This window comes from Muricoccus roseus, assembly GCF_900141905.1.
In the GTDB taxonomy this organism is placed as follows: Bacteria; Pseudomonadota; Alphaproteobacteria; order Acetobacterales; family Acetobacteraceae; genus Roseomonas; species Roseomonas rosea.
This window is the reverse complement of sequence record NZ_FQZF01000003.1, coordinates 1-11948: the sequence shown is the minus strand read 5'-3', so window position 1 is coordinate 11948 and position 11948 is coordinate 1. Positions and strand designations below refer to the sequence as shown.

General features: G+C 73.8%; 11 protein-coding genes. 10 read left to right on the top strand and 1 reads right to left on the bottom strand.

What is annotated here, in order from left to right:
- Positions 1-66 precede the first annotated feature (66 nt).
- From BUB97_RS02490 to BUB97_RS02470, 5 genes are all read left to right on the top strand, one after another.
- Complete coding sequence (locus BUB97_RS02490) at positions 67-1164, top strand: trypsin-like peptidase domain-containing protein (protein WP_073131149.1); 1098 nt, start codon at positions 67-69, stop codon at positions 1162-1164.
- Complete coding sequence (locus tag BUB97_RS02485; protein WP_073131147.1) at positions 1161-1490, top strand: lysozyme inhibitor LprI family protein; 330 nt, start codon at positions 1161-1163, stop codon at positions 1488-1490. Before BUB97_RS02490 ends, BUB97_RS02485 begins: the two co-directional genes overlap by 4 nt.
- 89 nt (positions 1491-1579) lie before the next feature.
- On the top strand, positions 1580-2266 hold the full coding sequence (locus BUB97_RS02480; RefSeq protein WP_073131145.1) for a winged helix-turn-helix domain-containing protein: 687 nt from the start codon (positions 1580-1582) through the stop codon (positions 2264-2266).
- A gap of 10 nt (positions 2267-2276) precedes the next feature.
- Positions 2277-3719, top strand: coding sequence for a sensor histidine kinase (locus BUB97_RS02475; protein WP_073131142.1), 1443 nt, complete (start codon positions 2277-2279; stop codon positions 3717-3719).
- Positions 3716-4846 carry a YbfB/YjiJ family MFS transporter gene (locus tag BUB97_RS02470; protein WP_073131140.1) on the top strand — a complete coding sequence of 377 codons (1131 nt, stop codon included), beginning with the start codon at positions 3716-3718 and terminating at the stop codon, positions 4844-4846. The genes BUB97_RS02475 and BUB97_RS02470 overlap by 4 nt, the downstream gene beginning before the upstream one ends.
- Positions 4847-4857: 11 nt before the next feature.
- On the opposite strand, the gene hemN is transcribed toward BUB97_RS02470, so the two are convergent.
- Positions 4858-6252 (bottom strand): oxygen-independent coproporphyrinogen III oxidase, encoded by a 1395-nt coding sequence (gene hemN / locus BUB97_RS02465; RefSeq protein WP_338141767.1) that lies wholly within the window; start codon positions 6250-6252, stop codon positions 4858-4860.
- 141 nt (positions 6253-6393) lie between these two features.
- On the opposite strand from hemN, the gene BUB97_RS02460 reads away from it, so the two are divergent.
- From BUB97_RS02460 to BUB97_RS02440, 5 genes are all read left to right on the top strand, one after another.
- Complete coding sequence (locus tag BUB97_RS02460; protein ID WP_073131138.1) at positions 6394-7365, top strand: Bug family tripartite tricarboxylate transporter substrate binding protein; 972 nt, start codon at positions 6394-6396, stop codon at positions 7363-7365.
- On the top strand, positions 7365-8654 hold the full coding sequence (locus tag BUB97_RS02455; protein ID WP_073131136.1) for a M28 family peptidase: 1290 nt from the start codon (positions 7365-7367) through the stop codon (positions 8652-8654). The genes BUB97_RS02460 and BUB97_RS02455 overlap by 1 nt, the downstream gene beginning before the upstream one ends.
- Before the next feature lie 64 nt (positions 8655-8718).
- A complete protein-coding gene (locus BUB97_RS02450; protein ID WP_073131134.1) occupies positions 8719-9630 on the top strand; it encodes an NmrA family NAD(P)-binding protein in 912 nt (303 codons plus the stop codon).
- A gap of 57 nt (positions 9631-9687) precedes the next feature.
- Entirely contained in the window at positions 9688-10929 is a 1242-nt protein-coding gene (locus BUB97_RS02445; RefSeq protein WP_073131132.1) for a CaiB/BaiF CoA transferase family protein, read from the top strand.
- Complete coding sequence (locus BUB97_RS02440) at positions 10926-11828, top strand: hydroxymethylglutaryl-CoA lyase (protein ID WP_073131130.1); 903 nt, start codon at positions 10926-10928, stop codon at positions 11826-11828. The genes BUB97_RS02445 and BUB97_RS02440 overlap by 4 nt, the downstream gene beginning before the upstream one ends.
- The last annotated feature ends 120 nt before the right edge of the window (positions 11829-11948 follow it).

Here is an 11948-nt window from a genome sequence, read left to right as displayed (position 1 = left end):
CTGCCGTCGTTCCCTCTCTATGGGGGAGCCACTTCCTCCCGAATCGCTGGAGAGTTCCAACCCCCCATGCGTCAGCCCCTGCCCCGCCGTGCCGCCCTGCTCGGCTTCGCGGCCCTCGCCGCAGCGCCCGGCTGCACCCCGCTGGAAGCCCAGGCCCAGACCGCGGCGCCGGGAACCCGGTTCACCGTGCTGCCGGATTTCGCCGACCTCGCCCAGGCCGTGCTCCCCGCCGTGGTGAACATCGCCGTGACGGGGGAGCAGACCACCCAGATCCCGCCCGAGCTGCGGGGCACGCCCTTCGAGCGCTACTTCAGGGACCGCCGGGGCGGCCGCCAGCAGGTGCAGGGCGCCGGCTCCGGCTTCATCATCGACCCGACCGGCTATGTGGTCACGAACAACCATGTCGTCGGCTCGGCCGCGCGCGTCATCGTCTCCCTCCAGGATGGCAGCGAGCATCCGGCCCGCGTGGTGGGCACGGATGAGCTGACCGACCTGGCCCTGCTGCGGATCGAATCCCGCGTGCCGCTGACGGCCGTGCCCTGGGGCAGCACGCCCGTGCGGGTGGGCCAGTGGGTGATGGCCGCCGGCAATCCCTTCGGCCTGGGCGGCACCGTCACCACCGGCATCGTCTCCGCCCGCGGGCGCGAGATCGGCGCCGGGCCCTTCGACGACTTCATCCAGACCGACGCCGCCATCAACCCCGGCAATTCCGGCGGGCCGCTGTTCAACACGGCGGGCGAGGTGATCGGCATCAACACCGCCATCTACTCCCCCTCCGGCGCCTCGGCCGGCATCGGCTTCGCCACGCCGTCGGACCTCGCGCGGGGGGTGATCGAGCAGTTGCGGCGCGACGGGCGGGTGGAACGCGGCTGGCTGGGCGTCGCCGTGCAGGATATCGGCGCGGATGCACCCCGTGGCCGCCGTGGCGTGCAGATCCAGGGCGTGGAGCGGAACTCCCCGGCCGCCCGGGCGGGGCTGCGCCAGGGCGACCTGGTGACCGCCCTGAACGGCGAGAAGCTCGAGACCTCCCGGGCCCTCATCCGGTCTGTCGCGGGGATTGCCCCGGGGCAGAGCATCCGCCTGTCCCTGCTGCGGGACGGCCGGTCGCAGGACATCAACGTGCAGGTCGGCCGCCGCCCGCCGGGGACGGGCACGCCGCAGTGATCCGCCCCGCTCTGACCTTGGCCGCCCTTCTCTTTCCCGCTGTCCTCGCCAGTGCGGCGCGGGCCCAGCCCTCCTTCGACTGCACCGCGGCGATGCTGGCGGTGGAGCAGGCGATCTGCGGCTCGGCCCGCCTCTCCACGCTCGATCTGGAGATGAGCCAGGCCTATCTCCGCGTCGGTGGCCTGCCAGGCGTCGCCGCCGGCCAGCGCGCCTGGCTCGCCCGCCGGAACCGCGAATGCGGCGCGGCCGGCCAGAAGCAGGAGGCCTGCCTCGCTAGCCTCTACGCCCAGCGCCTGTCGGAGCTGCGCGGGATGGCCGGCCGGTAGGGCATCTTGCGTCGGGCCCCCGTGCGTGACGCTATGGGGCATGGAGCGGCCGGGTTGATGCCGCCCCGAACCAGAACCAGGGAAATGCCGTGCGTATCCTCCTTGTTGAGGACGACCCCGAGGTCGCCCGCTTCGTCCGCAAGGGCCTCACCGAGGCCGGCCACAGCGTCGAGCATCGCGACAACGGCAAGGATGGCCTTTTCGCCGCCGCTGGTGAGCCCTTCGACCTGCTGGTGCTGGACCGCATGCTGCCCGGCGGCGTGGATGGCCTCCGCCTCGTCGAAACCCTGCGCGCGCAGGACAACCGCACCCCGGTCCTCTTCCTCACCGCCCTCACGGCGGTGGATGAGCGCGTGCGTGGCCTGAAGGCCGGGGGTGACGACTACCTCACCAAGCCCTTCGCCTTCGCCGAGTTACTGGCCCGGGTGGAGGCGCTCGGCCGCCGCCCCGCCTCGGAGGTCCCGGCCACTCGCCTCCGCGTGGCGGATCTGGAGCTGGATCTCCTCTCCCGCACGGTCACGCGGGGCGGCAAGCGCATCGACGTCCAGCCGCGCGAGTTCCGCCTGCTGGAGCACCTGATGCGCCATGCCGGGCAGGTGGTCACCCGCACCATGCTGCTGGAGAAGGTCTGGGACTATCACTTCGACCCGCAGACCAACGTCATCGACGTGCATGTCTCGCGCCTGCGCCAGAAGCTGGACCGCGGCTTCGACAAGCCGCTGATCCATACGGTCCGCAACGCCGGCTACATGATCCGCGCCGAGGAGGCCGCCTAGGGCGGCCCCGATGCCCGCCGAGGAACTGCGCCGCGCACCGGTCCCGCGGCTGGTGGAAAGCGCGGGGTTCCGCTTCGCGGTGTTCTTCGCCGTCATGTTCCTGCTCGGCGGCGTCGCCTATTCCGGCATCGTCTGGTGGAACACCGCGGGCGGGCTGGACCGCCAGACCGATGCCGCCATCCGCGCCGATGTCGCATCGATGACCGCCCGCTTCCGCGAGGCGGGGCGGGAGGGCGTGCTGGACGCCCTGGCCTTGCGCCTGGCCCGGGACGGCGATGCGCAGGACCTCTACCGTCTCACGGATTCCGCCGGGCGCCATCTGGCCGGCAATCTCGACGCGACGCCGGACGAGCTGGATGGCCCCCCGCCGGAGGCGGAGGCCCTGCGCTGGCTGCGCGCGCCGCTGATGCGGGAGGGCTTGCTCACGGAAGCGCGCCTGTACCGCAGCGACCTGCCGAACGGGGACCGGCTGATCGTCGGGCGTGACGTGGAGGAACGCCTCCATCTCCGCCAGCTTCTCGCCCGCGGCCTTGGCTGGGCGGCCCTCGCCGCCTGCCTCCTCGCCGTCACCGGGGCCGTGCTGCTCCGTCGGGCGCTTCAGAACATGCTGCGCCCGGCGGCCGAGACCGTCACGGCCATCGCCGGCGGCGACCTCTCCCAGCGCGTGCCGCTCTCCGGCCGGGACGACGAGTTCGACCGCCTCGGACGCACGCTGAACGCCATGCTGGATCGGATCGGCACGCTGATGGCGGGCATCCGTGGCGTCTCGGACGCGATCGCGCATGACCTCCGCACGCCCGTCGCGCGTGCCCGCGGCCGGCTCGAGGAGGCGCTGGAGGCGGATCCGGAGACCATGCGCCGCGCGGTGGAGCAGGGGATCGCCGATCTGGACGGCATGATCCGCATCTTCCACGCGGTGCTGCGCATCACCGAGGCGGAGGCCGGCGCGCGCCGCGCCGCCTTCGCGCCGCTCGACCTCACCCCGCTCCTGGCCGATGCGGCCGAGCTGTACGAGGCCATCGCCGAGAGCCGTGGGGTCACGCTGGAGACGGCGCTGCCGCCCGGGCTGCGCATGACCGGAGATCGCGACCTCCTCCTGCAGGCCGTGGCCAACCTGCTGGACAATGCCGTGAAGTTCTCCCCCGCCGGGGGGCGCATCCGCCTCTCGGCCGAGGCGGCGGGGCCGATGGTTCGCATCACCGTCGCCGATGAGGGCCCCGGCCTCCCGCCCGCCGACCGTGCCCGGGCCGGCGAGCGCTTCTTCCGGGCCGACAATGCACGGGCGACGCCGGGATATGGGCTGGGCCTCTCCCTCGTCCGCGCGGTGGCGGGCCTGCATGGGGGCGACCTGATCCTGGCCGATGCGCATCCCGGGCAGGTGCCTCCCGGCCTGGCTGCCACCCTCAGCCTGGATGTCGGGCCTGCGGCCGGCAGCGGAGGGGCGGCGGAGTGACGGCCAGGGCGCCGCCCGCCGCGGCGCTGGCCGGCGGCGCCGCCCTCTGCACCACTATCGGTCTCGCCCGCTTTGGCTATGTGCCGCTGTTTCCCGCGCTGGTGGCGGCGGGATGGGTGGGCGGCGGGGAGGCGGGCGCGCTGGGGGCCACCACCTTCGCGGGCCATCTGATCGGCGCGCTCTCGGCGCCGTTCCTGGGTGCGCGGCTGGGCACGCGCCGGGCGCTCGACCTCACCATGGCCCTCGCCACCCTGTCCTTCCTCGCCTGCGCCGTGCCGCTCGGCTTCGCGTGGCTCGCGCCCTGGCGGTGCGTGGCGGGTGTCGCGGGCGGGGTGGCCATCTCGCTCGCGGGGCCGGCGGTGCAGGCCGTCACCCCTGACGGGCGCCGCGGCGCCGCGGGGGGCATCGTCATCGCGGGCGTCGGCGGCGGCGTGATCGCCGCGTCCCTTCTCCTGCCCCTCCTCCTCTCGGGCGGGGTGGCGGCCGCCTGGCTCGGTCTCGGCCTCCTCTCCGCCGCGCTTTGGGCCTTCGCGCATCCCCGCTGGCCCGATCCGCCGGCCCCGCCGCCCGCCGCGGCCGGCCCGACGGGTCCGGCCGGGCCGGTGGGTGCCGTCACCCTCGCCTATGCCTTCTCCGCCGCCGGGATGACGCCGCCCATGGTGTATCTGGCTGATCTGGCGGTGCGCGGGCGTGGAATGGGGCTCGCGGCGGGCGGTCTGGTCTGGGCGCTGTTCGGGCTGGGCGCCGTGGCGGGGACGCTAGGCGGAGGGCGTCTGGCGGACCGGCTGGGCCGCTGGGCCATGCCGCTCTGGCTGGGCGTGCAGGTAGCGGCGCTCGGCGCGGCCCTGCTGCCCCATCCGGCGGCCATCCCGCTGGCCGCGCTTCTCTCCGGCTTTTCCGGCGTGGGGATATCGGCGGTCACGCTCGGTCGTCTTCGCGGCCTCACCGGCCCCGGCACGGGCAAGGCCTGGGCCCGGGCCACGGCGGTCTATGCCGCCGCCCAGGCCGCGACGGGCTATGCCCTCGCCTGGCTCTTCGCGGCCACCGGCAATGCCCATGCGCCCGTCTTCCTGGCCGGGCTGGTCCTGAGCGCCATGGGTCTGGCGGTCGCGATCCGCCGGGGATAGGGCGCGGTGGGCTAGACGGCCGAGGAGTGCCGGGTGGCGGCAGGCACCCAATAGGCGTCGAAGCAGGCGGCCACCTGGCGAACGAAGCGTCGCCCGACCGGCGTGACCTCCAGCCGATCCGGGGAGAGCGCGACGAGCCCCTGTTCCACCAGCGGCGCCATCCGCGCCAGCGCCGAGGCCACGGCCGGGTCGCGCCGGTCCAAATCGAGGGCGAAGTCGCACATCAGCCGCTCGATCAGCGCGGCACGGTGGCGATCCTCCGCCGTCACCGCGACGCCCCGGGCCACGGGCAGCCGGCCTTCGGCCACCGCCGCCCCATAGGCCCGCTCGTCCAGCATGTTCTGCGCATGGCCACCGGGCAGCGTGCCGATCGCGGAGGGGCCGAGGCCGAGCAGCACCGGCGCGTCATCGGTCGTGTAGCCCTGGAAGTTTCGCCGCAGGCGCCCGGCGGCGGCGGCCCGCGCCAGCGGATCGGAGGGTTTCGCGAAGTGGTCCAGCCCCAGGGGCGCGTAGCCCGCTGCCTTCAGCTCGGCCTCCGCCGCCTCGGCCTGCTCCAGCCGCGCCTCGATCCCCGGCAGGGTGGCGGCGTCGATCGCCTTCTGGTGCGGCTTCATCCAGGCCACATGGGCATAGCCGAACACTGCGATGCGGTCCGCGCCCAGCGAGGCGGCGAAGCGCGCGCTGGCCCGCACATGCTCCACCGTCTGGGTGGGGAGGCCGTACATCAGGTCGATATTGATCCCGCCGATCCCGGCGCGGCGCAGGCGCTCCACGCCCACCGCCACCAGTTCCTTCGGCTGCGGGCGGCCGATCCGTGCCTGCACATCGGGCGCGATGTCCTGCACGCCGAGGCTCGCCCGGGTGAAGCCGAGGGCGCCGAGCATGTCCACCATCGCCTCGTCCAGCGTGCGCGGGTCCAGCTCGATCGCCACCTCCGCGCCGGGCCGAAGGCCGAAGCGGGCCCGCAGGGTCGCGACGAGGCCCGCCATGCGCGTCGGCCCGAGGATCGAGGGCGTGCCGCCGCCGAAATGGAGATGCGACACGCCGCCATGCGCGGGCAGGGCCGCTTCCAGCAGCGCCGCTTCGGCTTCCAGCGCCTCGGCGAAGGCCTGGATCCGCGCCTCGGACCGCGTGGCCTTCGTATGGCAGGCGCAGTACCAGCAGAGGTCCCGGCAATAGGGCACATGCAGGTAGAGGGAGAGTGGGTCCGAGGCGCGGACGCCTTCGCGCAGCCAGCGGCGATAGGTTGCCTCGTCCAGCGCCCCGAACTGCGCGGCCGTGGGGTAGCTCGTGTAGCGGGGCACCCGGGCCTCGGCGAGGGCGAGCAGCGCGCGGGAGGGGGCTTCGGCCTGGGACATGGGCTGGCGATAGGCCGGGCGCGCCCGGCCCGCCTTGACGCAGGTCAAGCGGGCCGATGGCTTGCCAGTCGCGCCGCCGGGGGCGAGGTTGCGCCCAACCCCGGCACAACGGGGGCAAGACCCCGGAGAGGGCGGCCCGGCCAGCCGGGCAGGGAGATCCCTAACCCGAGCTGACAGGTTCCCGTACCGATGAACGCCCCCCGCCGCGCCCTGCTCCTGGGCGGCCTTGCCGCCCCGCTGGCCCTGGCCGCCCGCGCGAACGCCCAGCCCGCCTGGCCGAGCCGCCCCATCCGGCTGATCGTGCCCTATGCCGCCGGCGGGCCCTCCGACGTGCTCGCCCGCGCGATCCAGTCGCCGCTCCAGGCCGCGCTCGGCCAGTCCGTGATCGTCGAGAACCGCCCGGGCGGCGGCGCCATCATCGGCACCGAAGCCGCGGCGCGGGCCGAGGACGGCCATACCTTCCTGGTGGCCGACAGCCCGCACACCATCATCCCCGCAGTGCAGACTCGCGTGCCCTACGACCCCGCGCGGGATTTCCGCCCGGTGACGCTGTTCGGCGCCGTCTCGATGATCCTCATGGTCAAGCCGAGCCTCGCCCCGCGCGACCTGCCGGCCTTCATCGCCGCGGCGAAGGCGCAGCCGGAGGGAATCACCTTCGGCAGCTCCGGCGTCGGCAGCCTGACGCATCTCGTGCCCGAATGGCTCGGCCAGCTCACGGGCGCCCGGTTCACCGTGGTGCCCTATCGCGGCTCGGGCCCGGCGCTGCTGGATGTGGTGGCGGGGCAGATCGACGCGATCATCTCCTCCACCCTCTCGGCGTCCGGCCCTCTGAAGGACGGGCAGGTGCGCCCGCTCGCGGTCGCCGCGCCCGCTCGCATCGCGGCGCTGCCCGAGCTGCCCACCATGCGGGAGGGCGGGGTGGACATGGTGTGCAGCAACTGGTGGGGCTTGCTAGCCCCGCGCGCGACGCCCGATGCCGTGCTCGCCCGGCTGGAGGCCGCGACGGCCACCGCGATGGAGGATGCGGCGGTGAAGGACCGTTTCGCGGCGCTGGGGATCGAGGTTCGCCCGCGTGGCCCGGCGCCCTTTGCCGCCCTGCTGGAAAGCGAGTTCGCCAACTGGTCGCGCGTGGCGCGCGCCGCCGGGGTGAGCGTGCCGTGATGCGCGACGCCTTCCTCGCCGCCCTCCGCGCCGATGCCCCGGCGCTGGAGGCCGACTTCAACGCCATCTGCGACACGGGCGGGCGCCTTCAGGGCTCGCCGAGCGCCGAGGCCGCCTTCGCGCTGCTGGCGGCGCGTCTACGCGCCATGGGCGCGGGCACGCTGAGCACCTTCCACGCCCCCTTCCGCGGCTGGACGCTGGACGCGGTTTCCATCGTCCTTCCCGGCGAGGCCGGGCCGGTGCCTTGCGCCGCCCTCCCGGGCTCCGTCTCCACGCCGGAGGAGGGGGTGGAGCTGGAGGTGGTGGATCTCGGCCGGGGCACGCCGGACGAGATCGCGGCGGCCGGGGAGAGGCTGCGCGGCCGCGCGGTGCTGCTGCGGCACGAATACGCCTTCTCGCCCGGCACCATCCATCGCCGCCTGAAGCTGGCGGCGGCGGCGGCGGCCGGTGCGGCCGCGGCGGTGATGGTGCAGCCCTTCGAGGGCTACGGCCCCGTGGCCGGCGGCGCCAATGCCTGCCCCGTCCCCTGCTTCGGGGTGGGGATCGAGGGGGCGCGCCGGCTGGTCGGGGCCGGTCGCGCGCGGTTCAGCCTCCAAGGCCGCCGCGCCATGACGGAGGCACCGAACCTGATCCTGGACATCCCCGGCGCCGGGCCGGGGCGCGTCGTCCTCTCCGCGCATCTGGATGGCCATGCGCTGGCCGAGAGCGCGATCGACAATGCCACCGGCGTGGCCGCCCTGCTGAGCCTGGCCCGCACCGCCGCGCCGCATCTGGCCGGCCTGCCGCGCGGGCTGCGCGTCTGCGTCTTTGGCGCGGAGGAATGGTCGCTCTGGGGCTCGCGCGCCTGGCTGGCGACGCTGCCGGAGGCCGAGATCGCGGGAATGGCGCTCAACATCAACCTCGATAGCATCGCCGGTTCGCCGCGCCTCACCGCGCTCACCTCGCAATATCCGGCGCTGCCCGGCTTCCTGCGCGAGGCCGCCGGCCCCGCCCTGGCGATGCACGAGCCCGTCTCCGTCAGCAGCGACCACGCGAATTTCGCCGCCCGGGGCGTGCCCGCCTTCCGCCTGATCGCGGGGTTCGGCGAGCCGGAGAGCCGCCTTTCCCGCCTGCTGACCGCCGCCGACACGCGCGACGCCGTGCCGATGGAAGAGCTGCGGGCCGCCACGGAGATCGCGGGCGCCATCCTCTGGCACGCCCTCACCGCCGATGCGGAGAGCATGGCCGCCCTGCGCCACGGCACCCCCGACCTCTCCGCCGCCGTCTCGGCCCTGGCGTCGCTACGCTGATCCGGCCTTGCGCCCGGGCGGTCTGCCCCAACATCCGCCCTCCGGGATGGTGGGGTAAGACGGCATGTCCGACCATGGCGCCGAGCCGCCCCGCATCCTGGTCGCCGGGGCGACCGGCGACCTTGGCGGGCGCATCGCCCGTGCCCTGCGCGCGCGCGGCGCCGCGGTCGTCGCCCCCATTCGCCGCGGCACCGAGGCCGGCCGCGTCCTCGCCCTACGCCACCAGGGCATCGAGCCGCTTGCCTTGGACCTGGACGACGAGGCCGCGATGACCGGGGCCTGCGAGGGCGCCGCCTGCATCGTCTCCGCCCTGAACGGGCTGGAGCACACCATCATCGGCACCCAGTCCGTCCTGCTCCGCGCCGCGGTGGCGGCCGGGGTTCCGCGCTTCATCCCCTCCGACTTCTCGCTGGACTTCACCAGGACCACCCCCGGCGGCAACCGCAACCTGGACCTGCGCCGCGCATTCCATGGCCTGCTGGACGCCGCTCCCATCCGTGCCACCTCGATCCTCAACGGCGGCTTCGCGGACATGCTGGCGGGGGAGATGCCTCTCATCCTCCCGCGCCTCGGCCGCGTCCTTTACTGGAACAGCCCCGACCAGAAGCTGGACTTCACCGCAAAGGACGACGTCGCCGCCTTCACCGCCGAGGCGGCGCTGGACGACGGCACCCCCCGCATCCTCCGCATCGCCGGCTCCGAGGCGAGCGCGCGCGACCTCGCGCGCATCGCCACCGAAGTCCACGGCCGCGCCTTCACCCCCACGGGCCTCGGCGGCACCCGCACCCTCTCGGCCATGATCCGCGCCGCGCGGATCCTCGCCCCCGGCAAGGGCCAGGTCTTCCCGCCCTGGCAGGGGCTGCAATACCTGCGCGACATGTTCAGCGGCCAGGGCAAGCTCACCCCGCTCGACAACGACCGCTACCCCCGGCTCACCTGGACCACGCTGCGCGAGGTCCTCGAAGGGGGGCGCTGACCCCTTGCCACGGCGGCGCGGCCGGGGAACATCGCCTCCCGCTCAGGAGGATCGCCCATGCCGGACCCCACCGGCCCCGCCGCGCCGCCGGAAGACCCCCGCCTGCCCCTGACCGGGCTGCGGGTGGTGGAGCTGGGCCATTACATCGCCGCCCCCTTCGCCACCCGCCTCCTCGCCGATCTCGGGGCCGAGGTGATCAAGGTGGAGCCGCCGGAGGGCGACCCGCACCGGGATTGGGGCGCGAGGGTGAACGGGCAGGCGGTGTGGTTCAGCATCCATGGCCGCAACAAGCTCTCGGTCACGCTGGACCTGAAGAGCGAGGAGGGGCAGCGGCGCGTGCGGGCGCTCTGTGCCCGTGCCGATGCGCTGGTGGAGAATTTCCGCCCCGGCTATCTCGAGCGCATCGGGCTCGGCCCGGAGGTGCTGCGGGCGGAGAATCCGCGCCTCGTCATCGCCCGCGTCTCCGGCTACGGCCAGGACGGGCCGTATCGCGATAAGCCCGCCTTCGGTGCCATCGGCGAGGCGATGGGCGGGTTGCGCCACCTGACCGCCAATCCCGGCCAGACCGACCTGCCGCCGCCGCGCTGCGGGGTCTCCATCAGCGACGACCTCGCGGGGATGTACGCGGCGCTGGCCCTCGTCTCGGCCTGCTGGGGGCGGGACCGCAACGCGGAAGGCCCCATGGGAGGCAAGGGGACGACGATCGACCTCGACCTCGTCTCCTCCGTCTTCTCGCTGATGGAGGGAATGCTGCCGGAATACGGGCTGCTCGGCCGCATCCGCCAGCCCATGGGTGCCGCCCTGCCCAGCGCCGCGCCGACCAACACCTATCCCTGCGCCGACGGGAAATGGCTGGCGGTGGCGGGGAATTCGGACCTGATTTACCGCCGCCTGATGACCCGCATCGGCCGCCCGGACCTAGCTGAGGATCCGCGCATGGCCGGCAATTCCGGCCGCTGCGCCCATGCGGCGGAGCTGGATGAGGCCATCGCCGCCTGGACCCGCACCCTGCCGGCGAAGGAGGCGCAGGATGCGCTGGAAGCCGTGCAGGTCCCGTGCTCCAGGCTCTACGACATGCGGGACTGCGTGGAGGACCCGCACTTCCAGGCCCGCGACATGATGCTGGCCGTGCCGGACCCGCTGGTGGGCACCGACGTGCCCCACCCCGCCGCCCCCTTCCGCTTCGAAGGCGTGCCGCCACGTGACATGGTGCGCTGGCCGGGGCCCGCCATCGGCCAACATAACGACCACGTCTTCGGGACCCTGCTGGGCGAGACGCTGAAGGAGGAAACGACATGACCGAGCGGGCCATCATCAGCGACGTCGCCCCGCGCGACGGCCTGCAATCCATCGGCCCCTTCGTCCCGACCGAGACGAAGATCGCCATGGTCCGCGCCCTCCATGCGGCCGGCATCCGGCGGATGGAGATCGGCTCCTTCGTCTCGCCGCGCGCCGTGCCGCAGATGGCGGATACGGGCGAGGTGCTGAAGGCGGCGCTGGCGCTGCCAGGGCTGGAATCCACCGTGCTGGTGCCGAACCGGAAGGGCTTCGAGCTGGCCGCGCGCTCCGGCGCGCAGCGGCTGGGCCTCTTCATGTCGGCCACCGAGAGCCACAACCGGTCCAACCTGAACCGCACGCGCGAGGAATCCTTCGCGGACCTGGCGGCCATCGTGCAGGACGCGAACGCGGCCGGGCTGCTGGTGCGCTTCAATCTCTCCACCGTCTTCCACTGCCCCTTCGAAGGGGTGGTGCCGGAGGAGGAGGCGCTGGGCTGGGTGGAGCGCATCGTGGCGCTGGACCCCGGCATGGAGATCGCGCTGGCCGACACCACCGGCAACGCATCCCCCGACCAGGTGCGCCGGATGTTCGAGCGGGCGCATCACCTCTGGGGGGAGCGCTTCGCCTTCCATGGCCACGACACCTACGGGATGGGCGTCGCCAATGTCTCCGCGGCCTGGGAAGCCGGGGTCCGCATCTTCGATTCCGCGGCCGGCGGGCTGGGCGGCTGCCCCTTCGCCCCGGGCGCGACGGGGAATGTGGCGACCGAGGACGTGGTCTGGCTGTTCCACCGCATGGGGGTGGAAACCGGGATCGACTGGAAGGGGCTGCTCGAGGCCGCGGACCTCGCGGCGGCCGTGCCGGGTGGCACGCCGGGCGGGCGGCTGCGCGGCGTGCCGGCGGTGCGGCAGGCGGCCTGATCCGGGGCTGATGGTCTGTCCCGGGGAGAGGAAGAAGGAATTCTTCCTCTCCCCGGACCCCTCACCTTCTTCTTTTTCTTCGAGTTGGAGTCATTCGGCTGACGGTGCGCCTCGGGTCAT

Excerpts from the sequence above, each read along its gene's own strand:
- BUB97_RS02475 (WP_073131142.1), top strand. The coding sequence starts at position 2,277 with ATGCCCGCCGAGGAACTGCGCCGCGCACCGGTCCCGCGGCTGGTGGAA.
- BUB97_RS02460 (WP_073131138.1), top strand. The coding sequence starts at position 6,394 with ATGAACGCCCCCCGCCGCGCCCTGCTCCTGGGCGGCCTTGCCGCCCCG.
- BUB97_RS02445 (WP_073131132.1), top strand. The coding sequence starts at position 9,688 with ATGCCGGACCCCACCGGCCCCGCCGCGCCGCCGGAAGACCCCCGCCTG.
- BUB97_RS02455 (WP_073131136.1), top strand. The coding sequence starts at position 7,365 with ATGCGCGACGCCTTCCTCGCCGCCCTCCGCGCCGATGCCCCGGCGCTG.
- BUB97_RS02440 (WP_073131130.1), top strand. The coding sequence starts at position 10,926 with ATGACCGAGCGGGCCATCATCAGCGACGTCGCCCCGCGCGACGGCCTG.
- BUB97_RS02490 (WP_073131149.1), top strand. The coding sequence starts at position 67 with ATGCGTCAGCCCCTGCCCCGCCGTGCCGCCCTGCTCGGCTTCGCGGCC.
- BUB97_RS02450 (WP_073131134.1), top strand. The coding sequence starts at position 8,719 with ATGTCCGACCATGGCGCCGAGCCGCCCCGCATCCTGGTCGCCGGGGCG.